This window comes from Streptococcus sp. sy018, assembly GCF_007859185.1.
In the GTDB taxonomy this organism is placed as follows: Bacteria; Bacillota; Bacilli; order Lactobacillales; family Streptococcaceae; genus Streptococcus.
Window position 1 is genome coordinate 33642 of the sequence record NZ_VOHN01000005.1, and the last position, 19701, is coordinate 53342.

The following is a 19701-nucleotide window of genomic DNA, read 5'->3' on the forward strand; positions in this document are numbered from 1 at the left end:
AATAAAGATTAAGGAGGGTTCGACATGATTACACTATTTGGTAAAAATAGGTATCATTGGCAGCCAGAATTGTCTTGGTTCATTAGTTATTGGTCAATTGCCATTACACCGATTTTTCTTAGTTTGGCCTTGGTTTATGAACATACTAGGATACCACGCAACATTTTTATTTTATTTACTTTGTTTGTGGTTTTGGTTGGTCTAGGGTTTCATCGTTATTTTGTGATAGAAGGTGCTTATCTAAGGATTGTTTCACTCAATCTTTTTAGACCTTATCGGGTAGCGATTGCAGATATTGAAAAAATTCAAGTGACCAAATCAACCTTGACCTTGATTTTCAAAAATCAAAAAAAACGCTGTTTTAGTATGCGGAAATGGCCTAAAAAATATTTTTTAGATGAATTAGCACTTCAAGAAGATTTTCAAGGAGAGGTGGAATTGGTAGATAATTTTATCAATCTCGATTACTTTGAACTTTATAAGTATGATAAAAAAGCACTTAATCAATGATTAGTGCTTTGGTTGGACAAGATTTAACAGCCAAAAGGGTATCAGAACGATTTGCTAGCTCTTGATTTAGCTCGTCAGTATGGGCGAATTTAACAATGCCATCGTCATGGTAGTCAAAAACGTCAGAATAAGTTTGGCAAAGGCCACATGCGATACATTTTTCTGGAATTAGTGATACTTTCATAGTATTATTGTAATATGAATTTTAAAAAATAACAAGGGGGACATGGTAGTGAAAAAACCGTGGGAACAAAAAGTTGATGAAAAGAAAGTCGATAAAGTCGCACGTTCAAAAAAGGGCGCTTTGATTAGCACGCCAATTTTGACTATTTTACTTAGTATCTTTTTCTTCATTGTCGTTGCGATTTTATTTATCGTTTTTTATACGTCAAATGGTGGTAGTGATGAAGCCAAAGCTACGCAAGGTTTTTATGGGGCGTCATCAATTTCAAGTGAAAGCTCATCTAAATCATCATCTACTGAAGTAACTTCTTCAAGCTCATCAAGTACGTCAGAAACAACAAATAGTTCTAAAAAGACTAAATCAAGCTCTAGTTCGCAAGAATCAAGTAGTGAAATCGAAAGTGAAGTAGATTATTATAGTCAAGAATACGTTGCAGAAAGCCAAGTTGAAGAGTATTATGTGAGCTCATCGGAAGTTGCAACGCAAACCATTACTGTTTTAGCTGGTGAGGGTGCAGGTTCAATTGCTGCCCGTGCAGGTATTTCAGTAGCTCAGCTAGAGGCACTTAATCCAGGTCACATGACACGTGGTTATTGGTATGCGAATCCTGGCGATGTTGTTTATGTAAATTAGTGGTGATCATGAAACAAATAACTATTGCAATAGATGGTCCAGCTTCAAGTGGAAAAAGTACCGTTGCCAAAATTGTTGCTGATAAATTAGGTTACACCTATCTTGATACTGGAGCTATGTATCGTTCTGTTACTTATCTAGCTTTGCAGCATGCTCTTCCAGAGGAAGACATAGAAGAATTGGTTAAATTAATTGATCAATATCCTATTTCCTTTTCATTAGCAGAAGATGGAAGCCAGCTTGTCTTTTTAGGAGAACAAAATGTTACAGATGCCATTCGTCAAAATGATGTGACGGCTAATGTATCATGGGTTGCAGCACTGCCGCAAGTTCGAGAAAAGTTGGTTAAAGAACAACAACGCATTGCAAAAACAGGTGCTATTATCATGGATGGTCGTGATATTGGGACAGTGGTTTTACCAAATGCTGAATTGAAAATATTTTTAAATGCTTCAGTTGAAGAGAGAGCAGAACGACGTTACAAGGAAAACCAAGCCAAAGGCATTGAAGCAGACTTAGAGCGTTTGAAACAAGCTATTGCAGATCGTGATTATAAAGATAGTCACCGTAAGGTTTCTCCTTTGAAAGCGGCAGATGATGCCATTACTTTTGATACCACTGGTGTATCAATTGATGGTGTTGTTGCATTTATTTTAGAAAAAGCGACTGAAATTATTGACAAGCAATGATTAGTATGATAGAATACTAATAATGAGAAAAGCAGAAGTGAGAACTTCTCGCCTTGCGACTAACGTTGTCTGGCTCTACATGTCAAGTTTCAGTGATGAAATACAAGATGTAGTGCGGACTTAGTGATAGGTCCGCATTTGTTTTTCTCTAAAAAAGTAAAGAGGTGAAGAACATAGCTAAAAAGGATTTGTTCATCAACGATGAAATTCGTGTCCGCGAAGTTCGTCTCATCGGTCTTGAGGGAGAACAATTAGGAATTAAACCGTTATCAGAGGCGCAAGCTTTGGCTGATAATGCGAATGTTGATTTGGTTTTAATTCAACCTCAAGCAACACCACCTGTTGCTAAAATCATGGATTATGGCAAATTCAAGTTTGAATATCAAAAGAAACAAAAGGAACAACGTAAAAAACAAAGCGTTGTGACGGTCAAAGAGGTTCGTCTGAGTCCTGTTATTGACAAGGGAGATTTTGAAACCAAACTTAGAAATGGTCGTAAGTTCATTGAAAAGGGGCATAAGGTCAAAGTATCTATTCGTTTTAGAGGACGAATGATTACACATAAGGAAATTGGAGCTAAGGTCTTGGCAGACTTTGCTGAAGCGACACAAGACATTGCCATCATCGAGCAACGTGCAAAGATGGATGGTCGTCAGATGTTCATGCAGCTTGCACCAATTCCTGAAAAGAAATAGGGGAAACCCGTAGTTTATCAAAAGGAGAAATTTATCATGCCAAAACAAAAAACACACCGTGCATCAGCTAAACGTTTCAAACGTACAGGTTCAGGCGGTCTTAAACGCTTCCGTGCATACACTTCTCACCGTTTCCACGGAAAAACTAAGAAACAACGTCGTCATCTTCGTAAAGCAGCTATGGTGCATTCAGGAGATTTCAAACGTATTAAAGCAATGTTGACTGGTCTTAAATAAGATAGTCGCTAAGAAGTAGATTAACAGAATTTTTGGAGGAAACAATAAATGGCACGTGTTAAAGGTGGCGTTGTATCACGCAAACGTCGTAAACGTATTTTAAAATTAGCTAAAGGTTATTACGGAGCTAAGCATATCTTGTTCCGCACAGCGAAAGAACAAGTAATGAACTCTTACTACTATGCTTACCGTGATCGCCGTCAAAAGAAACGTGATTTCCGTAAACTTTGGATCACTCGTATCAATGCGGCTGCTCGTATGAACGGTTTATCATACTCACAATTGATGCATGGTTTGAAATTGGCTGAAATCGAAGTAAACCGTAAAATGCTTGCTGATTTGGCAGTTAATGATGCAGCAGCTTTCACAGCTCTTGCAGAGGCTGCTAAAGCAAAACTTGGTAAATAATCTAAGTCTAAAAGAAGCTAACTCGTCTAGCTTCTTTTTTATTTGTATTTTTTAGGTTATAATAGACAATGAAAACGGTAAGGAGGGTAGCTATGTTGGAAAAAATGGACGCGACAGGTTTGGCAGAAAAAGTCAGATTAAAGGAAATATCACCTAGAGAATTAGTTGAGTATTCGATTGATAAAATAGAAAAATTGAATCCAAGCCTTAATGCTGTGACGAGTAAACGTTATGAAAAGGCTTTATTTGAAGCAGAAACTCGAGATTTCACGGATAAAGCATTTGCGGGTGTTCCTATTTTGTTGAAGGATTTGGGTCAGGAACAGGCGGATGAGCCATCTAGTTCAGGGTCTAAATTATTTGTGAATTACCGTGCTAAACTATCAGATAACTACGTCAAAGGATTGGAAAATCTAGGTTTCGTGATTCTGGGTCGTACCAATACACCTGAATTTGGTTTTAAGAATATCAGTGACAGTCAATTTAATGGCCGAGTTAATTTGCCTATGGATTTGTCACGCAATTCTGGTGGTTCTAGTGGTGGTGCTGGGGCAGCAGTGGCTTCTGGCATGGTGCCGTTGGCAGGTGCTAGTGATGGTGGTGGGTCGATTAGGATTCCAGCGTCTTTTAATGGCTTGATTGGTTTGAAAACCAGTCGAGGTCGTATTCCTGTTGGCCCATCATCTTTTCGTGGTTGGCAAGGTTTGTCTGTTAATTTTGCTTTAACCAAGTCAGTGAGAGATACCAAGCGTTTATTAGCTGGCTTACAAGTTTGTCAATTAGATAGTCCCTTTCCTTTGCCACTTCTTAGTCAAGACAGTCTGAACAGTTCATTTCCTAAAGGTTTAAAAATTGCCGTACAGAAAAACTCACCTGTTCATAGTTCGGTGTCAGATTCTGCCAAAAAGGCAGTTGATAAACTTGCCCATTTTTTAGCTACTCAAGGTCACGACGTAATAGAACTGGATAATTTTCCAGTTGATGGGCTTGAAGCCATTAGCAGTTATTATGTCATGAATAGTGTTGAAACGGCAGCTATGTTTGATAATATTGAAATGTTATTAGGGCGTTCAGTGACCCAATCTGATATGGAATTGATGACGTGGGCGATTTATCAAACAGGTAAAGGGGTTAAAGCCAAAGATTATAGTAAGCTGATTCAGCTTTGGGATCGCTACACTTATTTGATGGAAGAGTTTCATCAAGAATATAATCTAATTATTTCTCCAGCAACGGCTGATGTGGCTCCTAAGCATAATCAGTTAGATTTATCAGAAAGCTTAATAGAGTCTTTGAACCATATTACTGACTATAATCAAAAACAACAGGAAGAGTTGATTGTCGAGATGTTTGCTCCTAGTTTAGCCTTAACGCCATTTAACCAGTTGGCAAATATTACAGGACAACCGTCGATTAGTCTGCCAGTTTATCGAACAGCTTCAGGTTTGCCTTTGGGTGTGCAGGTTACTGCTGCTAAGGGAAGAGAGGACTTACTTTTGGCGTTAGCTCAGTTGTTAGAGGATCGAGAGCTTTTACGTTATAGTCATGAGATAAAATAGGGAGAAATAGATGACGAAATTTATTGATATACCCTTGATGATAGATAGTTTCAGTTTTGTCATTAGTGGCTTACCTTATACTCTAGGAATTGCAGGTCTTGGTTTTATTTGTGGTTTAATCCTAGGTTGTTTCATTGCTTTGATGCGCTTGTCAGATAAAGCTTACTGGTCATGGCCAGCTCGTATATTTGTTTCAATCATGCGAGGAGTTCCCATGATTGTGGTTTTATTTGTTCTCTATTTTGGGTTACCCTATTACAATATTCAATTATCTGCTTTGATTTGTTCTTTGATTGGTTTCAGTGTGGTTTCTTCTGCTTATATATCTGAAATTTTTCGCTCTGCGATTAGTGCAGTTAATAAAGGTCAATGGGAGGCTGCAACAGCCCTAGGTTTACCAAAAGCCAAAGTGATTCGCTATATTATCCTTCCTCAAGCCATTCGTATTGCCATCCCTCCGTTGGGAAATGTGATGATTGATATGGTTAAGAGTTCTTCCTTGGTCGCCATGATTACGGTACCTGATATTTTTCAAAATGCCAAGATTATCGGTGGTTCCAAATGGGATTATATGTCTATGTATATCCTAGTCGCTATCATTTACTGGTCTTTGAGTTTCTTATTAGAATGTGGTCAAGGCATTTTAGAAAAACGATTAAAATTAGATCGTTCTTAGTATCTCATCACCTAGAGTTTGAGAAAAAACTTTCAAGTCTGTTAAATTTATGATAAAATAGAGAATGTAAATAAAAATAGAAGAGGTATGTGAAATGTCACGTAAACCAATTATTGCTGGTAACTGGAAAATGAACAAGAATGTTCAAGAAGCTATGGCTTTTGTAGAAGAAGTGAAAGATCAATTGCCATCAGAAGAAGTGGTAGAATCTGTTATCGGAGCTTCACCTGTTTTGCTTAACGGTGTTAAATTCCAAGCAATGGGTAGTCAATTGAAAGTTGCTGCTCAAAACTGTTATTTTGAAGATGCTGGTGCGTTCACTGGTGAAACAAGTCCAAAAGTTTTGGCTGATCTTGGTGCAGACTATGTAATCATCGGTCACTCAGAGCGTCGTGATTACTTCCATGAAACAGATGAAGACATCAACAAAAAAGCTCATGCGATTTTCCGCAATGGTTTGACACCAATCATCTGTTGTGGTGAGTCGCTTGAAACCTATGAAGCAGGTAAAGCGGTAGAATTTGTTGGTGCTCAAGTATCAGCAGCCCTTAAAGGTTTGACAGCAGAGCAAGTTGCAGCATCAGTGATTGCTTATGAGCCAATTTGGGCTATCGGTACTGGTAAATCAGCTACTAAGGATGATGCACAAACAATGTGTAAAGCAGTGCGTGATGTGGTTGCAGCTGATTTTGGTCAAGAAGTGGCTGACAAGGTTCGTGTTCAATACGGTGGTTCAGTAAACCCTGCTAACATCGCTGAGTACATGGCTTGTCCAGATGTTGACGGTGCTCTTGTAGGTGGTGCCTCACTTGAACCAGCTAGCTTCCTTGAATTATTGGCAGCAGTTAAGTAATTAAAAAAGAACTGGATAACCAGTTCTTTTTTTAGCGTTTCAAAACTTTTTTAATCATTTGGATAAACTTATATTTCAAGGGACGAGGGTAGTAGTAAAAACTTCCAGGTTTACGTTCAATGTGACCGTTGAAATTTTGTTTGAAACGAAGAACACCGTCCTCACCTGAAAAATCTCCAGAAAAACCGAGTAAATTGTAACGGGTGATACCACGCTTGATACTTTGGAGCATGACATACTCTTGTAAAAGGGCAGGTGCATAAAATTTGTTGAATTCGGTATAAGAGCCACTAAAGAGGTAGATAGACTCTTGTGGGGTATAGACAAAAAGACTACCAGCTAGGAGAACATCTTGGTTGCCATATTTGTCAATAAAGTCGGCAGCTTCCTTTTTTCGGACGGTAAAGGTATCAAATTGACTTTTTAACTCACGCAATTGGTTTTGTTTTTTCTCAGAATTAGGATTTGTAAGCAAATCATTTTCTAATTTTTCAATTTTCTTTTGCAGTGTGTCTTGATCTTCTTGGAGATTGGCTAAATAATCTTGAAAGTTAAGACTAGCGACCATAAATTCACAATTGGAGCCAAAGCCATCATAAAAATATTCATAATAATCAAGACTTTTAGCGACATAACCACGTCGATCAGAAGTCGTATCGACAATTTCCTTAAAAAGTGGCAGTTCTTCACGGTTGAGGGCTCGTAGTTTAATACCGAAGGTTTGTGCTTTTTTAACGAGTGGTCGTCCTTTTTTGCTAAAGGATTTGAGAAGTGTGTCAGGTGTTAGCCCATTTAAATTTTTAATATAGTGCCAATCACTGGTTTCAAATCCCTTAGTGAGTCCACCGTAGTGATAACCAGCTTTTTGATAAAGCTCCACCAAATCATCGTTTGCTGTTTCTAGTGGCTGACCTTGGTCATCAAAATATTGATAGGTATCATAGGGTTTGATTTCTAATTCAATAATGCCTTCTTTTTTGGCAAATAGTTTTAGTTGATTGAGAAAAGGAAGAAGAAATTCTTTTTCCTTATAAATAGGCCCATAATGGATCTCCATACGCAAGCCACCAGCAACCGGTAAGCCAAATAAAATAGCAGCTACTTGAATCGTTTGTTTGTTATCAAATAAGCCAATGGCTTTTACTTGATAGCCTCGCTTTTCTAACAAAGACATCATTTGGCTATTTTGTTCAAAATTGGCTTCAGTTACCGTTTGATGAAACTGGTCAAATTGCTGAGGTGTGAGCAGTTCTAAATACATGACAATTACTTTCTATTGAGTAGTCGTTTGACAAGCTGAATGAGCTTGTATTTGTAAGGATTTGGATAGTATCGGAAGGTTCCCATTTTACGAACAATGTGGCCATTAAAATTTTGTTTGAAACGAAGGACACCGTCTGAATGGTCAAATTCACCTGTAATTCCCAGGAAATTGTAGAAAGAGATGTTTCGTTTCAAACTTTCCAGCATCACATATTCTTGTAGGACTGCTGGTGCATAAAATTTGTTGAATTCTGTATAAGAACCGCTAAAAAGATAGACGGTTTCTTGAGGAGTGTAGATAAACAGGCTGGCTGCCATGATGACATCTTGGTCACCATACTTATCAATGAAGTCTTGAGCTTCTTGTTGACGAATGGCTAGGGTATCCACTTGTTTGATGACTTGTTGTCGTTCTTTTTTCTTCTTAGCAGAATCAGGATTTTGACTTAGTTCTTGTTCGATACGTTCTAACCTAGTTTGAATTTCTGCAGCTTCTAGATTGAGATTATCTTGATAATCTTGAAAATTGAGGCTGGCTACCATAAATTCACAGTTTTCCTTGAAACTATCATAGAAATCTTGATAATAGTCCAAAGATTTATCAGTATATTCGCGTCGATCAGACGTCGAAGCAGTAATATCTTTGAAGATTTGCAGTTCTTCACGTTTAAGTGGACGAATTTTAATTCCAAAACTATTAGCTTTCTTAATTAGTGGTCGTCCTTTTTTACTAAAAGAAGCTGTTAGATTTTCTGTCGTGAGACCTGTTAAATCTTTGACATAGTGCCAATCAGGTTCACCACTAGGATAGCCTGTTTTTAAGCCATCATGAGTATAACCCAAATCAGTTAATTGTTGAATAAACTCAGTATGCTCTTGGCTAGTTGCTTGACCTTGGCTGTCAAAGGTTTGATAAGTTTGATAGGGTTTAACAACTAATTCTAAAGCCCCTTGTTGTTTAGCGTAATTTTTAAGTTCTTGATAAAATTCTGGTAAATCATCCGTTACGTTGCAGACAGGGCCGCCATTGATTTCTAAGTGCAGTCCACCAGTCATTGGAAGACTGTAAAGAAGAGCAGATACCACAATTTGCCCTTTTTTTTCTAAACCAATAAAACTGGTGTTGTAACCTCGTTTCGTTAGCAAATCTGCCATTTCAGAGCTTTGAAGAAAGGATTTTTCCTTAACTTGACTAACATGGTCTAGAAATTGCTCTTTGCTGAGAGTTTTTAGTGTCATTAGTTTTTCTTCCTTAATTTTTTACGTCCAGCGTAGGCCAACATGAAGAGTCGATAGAGAACAGGATTGATTGGTAAATTGAACTCGCCGATAAATTCTTCAATGGTTGGATTTAGTTTTGATTTAAAGTTATATAGGCCACCAGAGAGATCATTTTCCACCCCTCCCATATTCTGCCAAGTGATGCCCATGTCAAAGGCGTGTTGAGCCGTTTGGTGCCAAGTCAGTAGGGGAGCATTGTAGCTACGGAAAATCTCATCCATTCCAGCATAAAGATTTTCAGATGTTGGTCCAAAATTCAATGACAAGGTTGCTGCAAGCGGCGCCATTGAACGTCCTTTTTCAAGTTCTGTTTGAATAAAATCAAGTTCTTTTTGCAGACGATTGATTTCATTTTGAGTATTTTTGACCTTGTTTTTGTGAGTGTTTTCGGTAAATTCAGCAAAGGTTGCCTGAGCCTTAGCCAATTCTGAACTGAACTGTTCTTGTTTTTCAGTAAGATTGAGAAAAGCCATGGTGATATAGGCTTGTTCACCATAGGTTTCAAGGAGTTTAGTGTAATAATCCTTGTTACGCAAATGGATTTGTTTGCGAGTTTCCGTTTTTTTCATCAATTCAGTAAAATCTTCTACCAAATTGAGATGACCAAATTGAATTGTCACTCCCTTGTTTTGTGCCACACGAATGATTTGCTTTGTTTTTTTATGGAAATCCGCTAAATCATAATGGTCAGCATAGAGATTGGCTTGGAAACGAGGCTGAATGTTATCTGAGATGTCGGTGGTTAAACCAGTCCATCGAGCTCCCTTGGCTTGCAATAAGGCGATTTGCTTTTGAGCATCGTTTTTTTCTTGAGGATCTTGCCCAATTTGATTGGTTCGTAAATGAAGATTGGGATCAAATTTGATAAAAATAGCCCGTTGTTTGCTTCCAAATGCTTTTAGGGATTTGAAAACAAAACTAACCAATTCTTCATCATTATAATCCATAATTGGTCCTCTTGGAATATAGAGCATGGTAAAACCAAGAGGAAGTTTTCTAATTAGAATCGAGGCAGAAGCAACCAGTTCTTGATTGCGATAAAAGCCGACTCGTTGATTGCCCCAGTTGTCCTTAATCTTAGCCCATTTTGAACTTTGAAGTAGATTGGCTTGGGGATGATTTTGGACGAAGGTATCGTGTTCGTCTTGGGAAATTCCAATTTTATAGCTGAACATATTATTTAAGTGCCCACTTTCTAATGGCGTAAGCAACGCCTGACTCATCGTTTGATTTGGTAATGTGTTTGGCAATTTTCTTGATTTCTGGATTGCCATTTTCCATAACAACAGGATGAGCAACGACTTCTAGCATGGCACGATCATTTTCCTCATCGCCAATCGCCATGGTTTCGGTCATATCAAAACCTAATTGTTCTGCCAAATGGATAATGGCATTTCCCTTGCTAACTGTTTTAGCCACCACTTCAAGATAGAAAGGTTGCGATTTGACCAAGGTATATTGCTCATAAAAATCACTTGGGATTTGTGAAATGGCTTGATCCAGTAGCTCTGGCTCATCAATAAACATGATTTTGACAATTTCCTTGTCCTTCATCTCTTCAGGTGTCCGATAAAAAACAGGCATATTGACCAACTGAGCTTCATGAATGGTATATTTGCCAATATCTCGATTGGCAGTATAGATACCATCTTTAGTAATGGCGTGCATGTGGACGCCTAACTGACGAGCTAGGTATTCCAAAGCCAAGTAATCTTGATAGCTCAAGGTTTCTTTGACCAAGTCTTGTCCATTAGCGACATCCTGCACCAAGGCACCATTAAATGTAATCACATAATCACCAGTATCGGTTAGGTTTAGGTCTTCTAAAAGCTTAGTAACTCCAGCAATGGGTCTGCCGGTAGTAATCACAACCTTGATACCAGCAGCTTTTGCTTCTTGAACCGCCTGAAACACCTCAGGTGTGATTTGTCGTTGGCTAGTAAGTAGCGTGCCGTCAATGTCAACGGCGATAAGTTTGACTGACATAATATTTCCTTTAATATTGATAAAAATTCCAACTACTATCTTACTAAAATTATCATCATTTGTCATGCTTGGCAGCTAACTGCCTAGTTTAATGAAGCTAATAGTTGTAAAAATCTTTCTTTATGGCTAGCAAAGAGGTCTTCTGCAAAAAGCATTTCTTTTGGAAAGTAAAACCGACGATCGCCATGAAATGTTCCCATTAAACTAGCCACCAAGGGTGATTTTTGTGATAATTCCAGTAGGCTGTTGTCATCTTGTAAGATGTCAATCTGGGTTCTTGGCTTGTTACTTTCTGGGCGATAAATGTCATAGGGAAGGTCAAAACTGCTATTGATGGCAGTATAATAAGCAGGATCAAAGCCAATAGCAGCGATTTCTTGTCGTAGTTGTTGGATGACTGGTTCGTCTTTTTCAGCAAAGGTTACCGATTTTAGAACTCTGCGATTGATAAAACGTTGCGACAAATCAGACAAGATAGGGTCGGTGGAGTCCATCCAGGACTGGATATAAGTGTTGAGAATACTGTCATCTAATTTAAGGTAGTCTTTAAGCGTATAAGTTTTATCAAAAAATGGAATGAGTTTGGGTGATTCTTTACGGAAAAAATTTTGGTGTGTAGGGTAGAGCACCTGAGCTCGTTTCAGTAGATTTTTTAACAAAACCTCCATAGCACGACTGGCTGGGTGGAAATAGACCTGCATGTACATTTGGTAGCGACTAATAAGATAATCTTCAACGGCATGGTAGCCACCTTTGGTAAAAACAAGACCAGAATCGAGAGGTCGTAGGCTACTTAAAATTCTAGTCAAATCGAATTGACCGTATTGAACCCCAGTCATGTAAGAATCACGAAGAAGATAATCCATACGATCACAGTCAATCTGACTAGAAATGAGTTGAATGACCTGTTTATTTGGATAGGTATGATTGATCACACTAGCAACCTTATCAGGAAAATTGGGTGCCACCTTGGTTAAGATTTGGTTGATTGCTGTGGTGGGACTAGTGATGATTTCCTGAGTAAATTGTTCATGATCGGTAGCAAAAAGTCCCTCAAAAGTGTGTGAATAGGGGCCATGACCAAGATCATGAAGAAGGGCAGCCACCATTGTCAACAGGTTGTCGTCTGCCTGCCAATGCTCAGTATAATTTTCACTAAAGGTGCGTGTCACTTGTCTGGCTAAATGATAGACACCAAGACAATGAGAAAAGCGGCTATGTTCCCCACCGTGAAAGGTAAAACCAGTGGTGCCAAGTTGTTTAATTCGTCTTAAACGCTGAAATTCTGGTGTGTTAATTAGATCATAGACAACAGGATGATCGACCACAATTTGATTGTGGATGGGGTCTCTAAATATTTTTTCTTTCATATTTTTATTATACCAAAAAATGCCTTTATTCTAAGCTTGAAAGATGGGTAAAATCTTGATAAAATGAACTAAGAAGAAGGGAACAAGAATGAAGATTGAGATAAAAAATAAGATTGATTTAGATGGTCAAATCGAACTGATTCGTGAGGAGCATGACGTGATTGTGACTGAAAAAAATGATTGGCTATATCTGATTTACCAAAATGAAGAAGCAGAAAAAGTGGTGATTAAATGCCAGAATCAAGAAATGGTTATGACACGTTTTGGTCACCCCAATACCATTATGCGATTTGTAAATGGTGCCTATGCTTTAGCAAGTGTTCCTACACCAATGGGGTTACAACAACTGGTGACCCTAACCAAGTCTTTTGATCGATCTGAGAACAGTTTGCGTGTGACCTATGATTTATTACCAAATGAAGAAGCAAACCAGGTCTTTGCCTCTTACACGTTACAGATTAGCTGGAGCTAGTTCTTAGTTTATTTAAGGAAATGAGCGTAAAATCCTTGTGAAATCTCTTTTTTTCGTGTAAAATAAAAGGGAAATCAAGGGAGTAGCGACGGTATTACCGTGACAAGGTCGTCAAGCCGAAAGAAATTTCCGGCCTTGTCTTAAACAGCAAGACTTGTTTAGAAAACAAACAGGTCTTTTTCTTATGAAAAAGATCGCTAGAGAGGAGTTTTATTTTGTCTAAAGAGCAAAATAAAGAATTGTTTTATACGAAACATCAAGACGATGTTTTGAAATCCTTGGGGGTAACCAAGGACGGTTTGACCAATGCTGAAGCACAAAAACGCTTGGAAGAATATGGTCGTAATGAGTTGGCAGAGGGAGAAAAACGTTCCTTCTTGGCTAAATTCCTTGATCAATTCAAGGATTTGATGATCATCATTTTGATTGCAGCGGCGGTTCTTTCTTTAATTGCCTCACATGGTGAGGAATGGGCTGACTCAGTTATCATCATGGCTGTGGTTATCTTGAATGCTGCTTTTGGTGTCTATCAAGAAGGTAAGGCGGAAGAAGCGATCAATGCCCTTAAATCGATGTCGAGTCCTCTTGCTCGTGTCCGTCGTGACGGTCATGTTGTTGAAGTGGATTCTAAAAAATTGGTGCCAGGAGATGTGGTGATGTTGGAGGCAGGGGATGTTGTTCCTGCTGACATGCGTTTGTTGGAATCAAATTCATTGAAGATTGAAGAAGCGGCATTGACTGGTGAATCTGTTCCAGTTGATAAATTCCACGAAGCTATTATTGCAGACGATGCTGGTGTTGGCGATCGTGTTAACATGGCCTACCAAAACTCTAACGTCACTTATGGTCGTGGGATTGGTGTAGTTACCAACACAGGTATGTTTACTGAGGTTGGTCATATTGCGACCATGTTGCAAAATGCCGATGAAACCGATACACCATTGAAACAAAATCTTCATCAGCTTTCTAAAATCTTGACCTATTTGGTGCTTGGTATTGCCGTTGTGACGTTTGCAGTTGGGGTCTTTGTCCAAGGAACAGCTCCCCTTAAAAGTTTATTGACTGCGGTCGCCCTTGCTGTAGCAGCTATTCCAGAAGGTCTGCCAGCTATTGTTACTGTGGTCTTATCGCTTGGTACACAAGTTTTAGCGAAACGTAATGCGATTATTCGTAAATTACCAGCAGTTGAAACCCTTGGGGCGACAGAAATTATTGCTTCTGATAAAACGGGTACCTTAACCATGAATCAGATGACAGTTGAAAAAATCTATACTAATGGTGAATTGTTGCCATCAAGTGCTGATTTAGCTCTTGATAACAACACCTTGCGTGTGATGAACTTTGCTAATGATACCAAGGTTGATCCAAATGGCAAGTTAATCGGTGACCCAACAGAAACTGCCTTGGTTCAATTTGGTCTAGATCATAATTTTGATGTGCGTGACATTTTAAAAGATGAACCACGTGTGGCAGAGCTACCATTTGACTCAACCCGTAAATTGATGTCAACCATCCATAAGCAAGCGGATAATCAATTCTTTGTTGCAGTTAAGGGTGCTCCTGACCAGTTGTTGAAACGTGTTCGTCATATCGAATCAAACGGTCAAGTTCGTGAAATTACAGCAGAAGATAAAGAAGCTATCCTAGCTATCAATAAATCAATGGCCAAACAAGCCCTTCGTGTCTTGATGATGGCTTACAAGTATGTGGATAGTGTACCAACACTTGAAACAAGTATCGTTGAAAATGACCTGGTCTTTGCTGGCTTGGTTGGTATGATTGACCCTGAGCGTCCAGAAGCGGCAGAAGCCGTTCGTGTCGCTAAAGAAGCAGGCATTCGCCCAATTATGATTACAGGTGACCATCAAGATACGGCAGAAGCCATTGCTAAACGTTTAGGAATTATTGATCCAAATGACAAGGAAGACCATGTCTTTACTGGTGCTGAATTGAACGAATTGACGGATGAAGAATTCCAAAAAGTCTTCAAACAATATTCTGTTTATGCGCGTGTGTCACCAGAACATAAGGTGCGTATCGTTAAGGCATGGCAAAATGATGGTAAGATTGTTGCCATGACAGGTGATGGTGTTAATGATGCGCCATCTCTGAAAACAGCAGATATTGGTATCGGTATGGGGATTACAGGAACAGAAGTATCAAAAGGTGCTTCAGATATGGTTCTTGCTGATGATAACTTTGCAACGATTATCGTGGCAGTTGAAGAAGGACGTAAAGTCTTCTCTAACATTCAAAAAACCATTCAATACCTCTTGTCAGCTAACATGGCAGAAGTATTCACCATCTTCTTTGCAACACTATTTGGTTGGGATGTCTTGGCACCAGTTCATTTATTGTGGATTAACTTGGTAACAGATACCCTACCAGCCATTGCCCTTGGGGTTGAGCCAGCAGAACCTGGTGTCATGAGTCATAAACCTCGTGGACGTAAGTCAAGCTTCTTCTCAGGTGGTGTCATGACGTCAATCTTGTATCAAGGTATTTTACAAACCATCCTTGTACTTGGTGTCTATGCTTTTGCTTTGAAATTCCCAGAGCATAGCACTTATCAAGAAATTCATGCAGATGCCTTAACGATGGCTTATGCAACACTTGGTTCAATCCAACTCTTCCATGCTTATAATGTTAAGTCAGTTTATCAATCAATCTTAACTGTTGGTCCATTCAAGAATCGTCTCTTCAACTGGTCAATTGTTATCGCAGGACTTCTTTTGGCGGCTACTCTTGTGATTCCAGGCTTTAAGAACTACTTCCATGTGACGACTTTAAGTTTGACACAATGGCTAGTTGTTTTGGTGGCTGGTTCTATGATGATTGTGATTGTTGAATTGGTTAAGTTTTATCAACGTAAAGTTGGTTTGGATAAAAATGCGATTTAGTGATTAACCCAAAAACTCTCGAACATTTTTGCCGAGGGTTTTTCTTATTAAAAATAGCTATCACGTCTTGAAACTTCTACTTTTTTCCTTTAAGATAGATAGTATGAACATCAAGGAAGAAATTCAACGTTTAGCTAAGGAAATTGGCATTTCAAAAATTGGTTTTACGACGGCAGATGATTTTTCTTATTTAGAAAAATCACTCCGTATGGCCTATGAAAATGGTACGAATTCTGGTTTTGAACATAAGAATATTGAAGAACGGTTGGATCCTAAATTATCTTTGGAAAGTGCCAAAACGATTATTTCGATTGCAGTAGCTTATCCTAATAAACTTCCTATTGCTCCACAAAAATCGGATTATAAGCGTGGTAAGTTCACGCCCAATAGTTGGGGGTTGGACTATCATCATGTATTACAGGATAAGTTAAAACGTTTGGCTACTGGTATTGAGGAGTTGTGTGCAGACTTCCCCTTAGAACATAGGGCTATGGTGGATACAGGAGCTTTGGTAGATACGGCAGTGGCTAGACGGGCGGGAATTGGCTTTATTGGTAAAAATGGACTGGTCATTTCCAAAGAATATGGTTCTTACATGTATTTGGGCGAATTGATTACCAATTTGGAAATTGAACCCGATCAGCCTGTTGATTATGATTGTGGGGATTGTAGGCGTTGTTTGGATGCCTGTCCGACCTCTTGTTTGAATGGTGACGGCACGATGAATGCCAAGCGTTGTTTGAGTTTTCAAACGCAGGACAAGGGCATGATGGACTTGGAATTTCGTAAGAAAATCAAGACGGTTATTTATGGTTGTGACATTTGTCAGATTTGCTGCCCTTATAATAAAGGTATTAACAATCCTTTGGCCAGTGATATAGACCCTGACATTGCCCACCCTGAATTGATTCCCTTTTTGGAGTTGAGTAATAAGACTTTCAAGGAAAAATTTGGTATGATTGCAGGTGCTTGGCGAGGGAAAAATATTTTGCAACGTAATGCCATTATTGCCCTTGCCAATGCTCATGACCGCTCTGCTATTATTAAATTGCTAGAAATTATTGAGAAAAAGCAAAATCCTATTCATGCAGCGACAGCCATTTGGGCTTTGGGGGAGATTGTTAAAAAACCAAGTCCAGATTTGATTGAGGTAATTTTAGAAGTATCCTCGGATAATCAAGACATCATGACTGAACGTGAGCTCTTGCTCAAAAAATGGCAGGTTTAGACCAAATATGATACAATAAATAGACTTTAATTTAGCGAGGTAAGAAAGATGGATATGGCAGAAATTCGCCAAAAAATACAAGCCTACGAAGAAAAGCTAGCTAGCTTTGGGAGGTCTCTTTGACTTAGAGGCTTTGGAAGAAGACATTGCTCAGCTAGAAAATCAAATGTCAGCACCAGATTTTTGGAATGATAATTTAGCTGCTCAAAAGGTGTCACAAGAACTAAATGATCTAAAACAGACCTATCAGACCTATCATGACATGGCTAGTTTACTGGATGATGTGACAGTGTTACAGGAGTTGGTGGCAGAAGACGAGAGTTTACTGGAAGAATTGAGCAACAACTTGACACAACTGGAACAGATGATGACTAGCTATGAGATGACGCTTTTATTATCAGAACCTTACGATAGTAACAATGCAATCTTGGAAATCCACCCAGGTTCTGGAGGGACTGAAGCACAAGATTGGGGTGATATGCTACTTAGGATGTACACTCGTTTTGGTAATGCCAAAGGTTTCAAGGTCGATGTTTTAGATTATCAAGCTGGTGAGGAAGCAGGGATCAAGAGTGTTACCCTATCGTTTGAAGGGCCAAATGCTTATGGTTTACTCAAGTCTGAAATGGGTGTGCATCGCTTGGTAAGAATTTCTCCTTTTGATTCAGCCAAGCGTCGTCATACCTCATTTGCGTCAGTTGAAGTCATGCCAGAATTGGATGATACCATTGAAGTGGAAATCCGTGATGACGAAGTAAAAATGGATACCTTTCGCTCAGGTGGTGCCGGAGGTCAGAATGTCAACAAGGTATCAACAGGTGTGCGTTTAACCCATATTCCAACAGGAATTGTTGTGGCTTCAACTGTTGACCGTACCCAGTATGGTAATCGTGACCGTGCCATGAAAATGTTGCAGGCCAAACTCTATCAACTTGAACAAGAGAAAAAGGCTCAAGAAGTGAACGCCCTTAAAGGTGATAAAAAAGAAATTACTTGGGGAAGTCAAATTCGTTCCTATGTCTTTACGCCTTATACCATGGTTAAGGATCATCGAACTAGTTTTGAAGTGGCTCAAGTGGATAAGGTCATGGACGGTGATTTGGATGGTTTTATTGATAGCTATTTGAAATGGCGAATGGAATAGAAAGGAAAATAAATGGCAATTATTGAAATGAAAGGCGTGACGAAAAAATACAGTCGTGCCAATACCGTTTTGCGAGGTTTGGATTTGACCATTGGTTTGGGTGAATTTGTTTATCTCGTGGGTCCATCAGGCGCAGGAAAATCAACCCTCTTAAAACTGCTTTATCGGGAAGAAAAAGTGACTAAGGGGCGTTTGCGTGTGGCTCGTTTTGATTTGACCAAGATGAAGAAAAAAGAAATCCCTGTATTACGTCGCAGTCTAGGTGTTGTGTTTCAAGATTATAAGTTACTATCTCAAAAAACAGTTTATGAAAATGTTGCGTTTGCCATGGAAGTTATTGGTAAGAGTCGCAAGGAAATTAAAAAGCGAGTCCCTGAGGTACTTGAAATGGTCGGTTTGAAACATAAACAACGCTCTTTTCCAAGGCAGTTATCAGGTGGTGAGCAACAACGTGTGGCGATTGCACGCGCCATTGTCAATAACCCTAAAGTTCTGATTGCTGATGAGCCAACAGGTAACTTGGATCCAGAAATCGCTTGGGAAATCATGAAGTTGCTAGAAAAAATCAATCTTCATGGGACAACCGTGATTATGGCAACTCACAATAGTCAGATTGTTAATACCATGCGTCATCGGGTTATTGCCCTTGAAGAAGGCCGCATTGTCCGTGATCAAGAGGAAGGAGATTACGGTTATCATGATTAAAAGTTTATTTGAATCCTTGAAAAGTTTGAAGCGTAATGGCTGGTCAACCTTTTTTGCTACCACTTCAGTGGCAGTGACCTTAACCCTAGTTGGACTTTTCTTAGCAGTCTTACTCAATGTAGAACGCTTGGCAACAGGTGTGCAAAATAACCTAACCATCAATGCCTATCTAGCAGTTGATTCCACAGAAACCCAAGAAAATATTACTGACGGTGAGGGCAAGACCCAACCCAATCCTAACTATCATCAAGTTTATAATCAGATGACAGCTATTTCTGGAGTTAAATCAGTTACCTTTTCTAGTAAGGATGAGCAGTTGGAACAACTCAAGGCGACCTTGGGTGATGAATGGGATACCGTTGAAGGCAATGTCTTATCTGATGTTTATGTGGTAGAAGTTGATTCAGCAGACCAGCTCAAGTCTATTGCTGAACAGATTCAAGGCATTTCAGGTATTGATGAAGTTAACTATGGCGGTCTTGATACGGAAAAATTACTAGGTATTTCTAAGATGGTTCGCTTATGGGGCTTAGTTGGCGCAGGTATTTTAGTGCTGGTAGCGATTATTTTAATTTCTAATGTGATTAAAATAACTATCATGTCACGTCGTCGTGATATTGAAATCATGCGTTTAGTTGGAGCAAAAAATTCTTACATTCGTGGTCCTTTTTTCTTTGAAGGAGCATGGATTGGCTTAATCGGGAGTGTTTTGCCAGCTTTATTGACTTTCTTTTTATACCAAGTTGTTTATAATTATTTGCAAGGTGGCTTGGCAGCTTCAGGTCTTAGCCTTTATCCGCCAACCATGTTTAGCCTTAGCTTGATTCTTGGCTTGACCTTGCTTGGTATCTTGATTGGTTCATTTGGTTCTTTACTAGCTATGGGACGCTATTTGAAAAAATAATAAA

Annotated in this window: 21 protein-coding genes and 1 other annotated feature; of the genes, 15 read left to right on the top strand and 6 right to left on the bottom strand. The window is 39.0% G+C overall.

The annotated features are described in order from the left end of the window. Positions 1–24 precede the first annotated feature (24 nt). Entirely contained in the window at positions 25–510 is a 486-nt protein-coding gene (locus FRX52_RS04800) for an EbsA family protein (protein WP_146496036.1), read from the top strand. Here the strand turns inward: FRX52_RS04800 and FRX52_RS04805 are convergent. Beyond that, positions 500–694, bottom strand: coding sequence for a ferredoxin (locus tag FRX52_RS04805; RefSeq protein WP_146496038.1), 195 nt, complete (start codon positions 692–694; stop codon positions 500–502). The two genes, FRX52_RS04800 and FRX52_RS04805, sit on opposite strands and share 11 nt — an antisense overlap. A 42-nt stretch (positions 695–736) precedes the next feature. Here FRX52_RS04805 and FRX52_RS04810 point away from each other — a divergent pair, with 42 nt between their 5' ends. The 8 genes from FRX52_RS04810 (at position 737) to tpiA (ending at position 6444) form a co-directional block, all read left to right on the top strand. Beyond that, positions 737–1327, top strand: coding sequence for an SAG1386/EF1546 family surface-associated protein (locus tag FRX52_RS04810; protein WP_146538697.1), 591 nt, complete (start codon positions 737–739; stop codon positions 1325–1327). Positions 1328–1335: 8 nt separating this feature from the next. Then, a complete protein-coding gene (gene cmk / locus FRX52_RS04815) occupies positions 1336–2016 on the top strand; it encodes a (d)CMP kinase (protein WP_146538698.1) in 681 nt (226 codons plus the stop codon). 23 nt (positions 2017–2039) lie between these two features. Beyond that, positions 2040–2166, top strand: a sequence feature (ribosomal protein L20 leader region). Between the two features lie 14 nt (positions 2167–2180). Further along, the gene (gene infC / locus FRX52_RS04820) at positions 2181–2711 is read left to right on the top strand and encodes a translation initiation factor IF-3 (protein ID WP_146461575.1); all 531 of its coding nucleotides are present in this window, start codon (positions 2181–2183) and stop codon (positions 2709–2711) included. A gap of 36 nt (positions 2712–2747) precedes the next feature. Continuing rightward, positions 2748–2948, top strand: a complete 201-nt coding sequence (gene rpmI / locus FRX52_RS04825; protein WP_003025048.1) for a 50S ribosomal protein L35 — start codon at positions 2748–2750, stop codon at positions 2946–2948. A gap of 48 nt (positions 2949–2996) precedes the next feature. After that, a complete protein-coding gene (rplT, locus tag FRX52_RS04830) occupies positions 2997–3356 on the top strand; it encodes a 50S ribosomal protein L20 (protein WP_146496046.1) in 360 nt (119 codons plus the stop codon). Between the two features lie 92 nt (positions 3357–3448). Further along, positions 3449–4915 (top strand): amidase, encoded by a 1467-nt coding sequence (locus tag FRX52_RS04835; protein WP_398586902.1) that lies wholly within the window; start codon positions 3449–3451, stop codon positions 4913–4915. Positions 4916–4925: 10 nt separating this feature from the next. Then, positions 4926–5591 carry an amino acid ABC transporter permease gene (locus tag FRX52_RS04840; RefSeq protein WP_146538699.1) on the top strand — a complete coding sequence of 222 codons (666 nt, stop codon included), beginning with the start codon at positions 4926–4928 and terminating at the stop codon, positions 5589–5591. A 94-nt stretch (positions 5592–5685) separates the two neighbouring features. After that, positions 5686–6444, top strand: coding sequence for a triose-phosphate isomerase (tpiA, locus tag FRX52_RS04845; protein ID WP_146538700.1), 759 nt, complete (start codon positions 5686–5688; stop codon positions 6442–6444). 31 nt (positions 6445–6475) lie between these two features. Here the strand turns inward: tpiA and FRX52_RS04850 are convergent, their stop codons facing one another. The 5 genes from FRX52_RS04850 to FRX52_RS04870 all read right to left on the bottom strand — a co-directional run bounded on the left by FRX52_RS04850 (position 6476) and on the right by FRX52_RS04870 (position 12344). Next, on the bottom strand, positions 6476–7705 hold the full coding sequence (locus tag FRX52_RS04850; protein ID WP_146538701.1) for an aminoacyltransferase: 1230 nt from the start codon (positions 7703–7705) through the stop codon (positions 6476–6478). A 5-nt stretch (positions 7706–7710) separates the two neighbouring features. Beyond that, positions 7711–8946 carry an aminoacyltransferase gene (locus tag FRX52_RS04855; RefSeq protein WP_146538702.1) on the bottom strand — a complete coding sequence of 412 codons (1236 nt, stop codon included), beginning with the start codon at positions 8944–8946 and terminating at the stop codon, positions 7711–7713. Continuing rightward, positions 8946–10163 carry an aminoacyltransferase gene (locus FRX52_RS04860; RefSeq protein ID WP_146538731.1) on the bottom strand — a complete coding sequence of 406 codons (1218 nt, stop codon included), beginning with the start codon at positions 10161–10163 and terminating at the stop codon, positions 8946–8948. The genes FRX52_RS04855 and FRX52_RS04860 overlap by 1 nt, the downstream gene beginning before the upstream one ends. A 1-nt stretch (position 10164) precedes the next feature. Further along, on the bottom strand, positions 10165–10974 hold the full coding sequence (gene yidA / locus FRX52_RS04865) for a sugar-phosphatase (protein WP_146538703.1): 810 nt from the start codon (positions 10972–10974) through the stop codon (positions 10165–10167). Positions 10975–11057: 83 nt separating this feature from the next. Continuing rightward, a complete protein-coding gene (locus FRX52_RS04870) occupies positions 11058–12344 on the bottom strand; it encodes an HD domain-containing protein (RefSeq protein ID WP_146538704.1) in 1287 nt (428 codons plus the stop codon). A gap of 88 nt (positions 12345–12432) precedes the next feature. On the opposite strand from FRX52_RS04870, the gene FRX52_RS04875 reads away from it, so the two are divergent. From FRX52_RS04875 to ftsX, 6 genes are all read left to right on the top strand, one after another. Further along, positions 12433–12816, top strand: a complete 384-nt coding sequence (locus tag FRX52_RS04875; RefSeq protein ID WP_146538705.1) for a DUF1934 domain-containing protein — start codon at positions 12433–12435, stop codon at positions 12814–12816. Positions 12817–13031: 215 nt separating this feature from the next. Further along, the gene (locus FRX52_RS04880; protein ID WP_146496057.1) at positions 13032–15716 is read left to right on the top strand and encodes a cation-translocating P-type ATPase; all 2685 of its coding nucleotides are present in this window, start codon (positions 13032–13034) and stop codon (positions 15714–15716) included. Positions 15717–15819: 103 nt separating this feature from the next. Then, positions 15820–16944 (top strand): tRNA epoxyqueuosine(34) reductase QueG, encoded by a 1125-nt coding sequence (gene queG / locus FRX52_RS04885; protein ID WP_146538706.1) that lies wholly within the window; start codon positions 15820–15822, stop codon positions 16942–16944. Between the two features lie 48 nt (positions 16945–16992). Next, positions 16993–18088, top strand: a protein-coding gene (gene prfB, locus FRX52_RS04890) for a peptide chain release factor 2 (RefSeq protein WP_146538707.1) whose coding sequence is annotated in 2 segments (ribosomal slippage) — positions 16993–17064 and positions 17066–18088 — 1095 coding nt in all. Because the reading frame shifts where the segments join, the coding sequence is not laid out codon by codon here. Between the two features lie 12 nt (positions 18089–18100). Then, positions 18101–18793 (top strand): cell division ATP-binding protein FtsE, encoded by a 693-nt coding sequence (gene ftsE / locus FRX52_RS04895; RefSeq protein WP_146461553.1) that lies wholly within the window; start codon positions 18101–18103, stop codon positions 18791–18793. Beyond that, positions 18786–19697, top strand: a complete 912-nt coding sequence (gene ftsX, locus FRX52_RS04900; protein WP_146538708.1) for a permease-like cell division protein FtsX — start codon at positions 18786–18788, stop codon at positions 19695–19697. The genes ftsE and ftsX overlap by 8 nt, the downstream gene beginning before the upstream one ends. Positions 19698–19701: the final 4 nt, after the last annotated feature.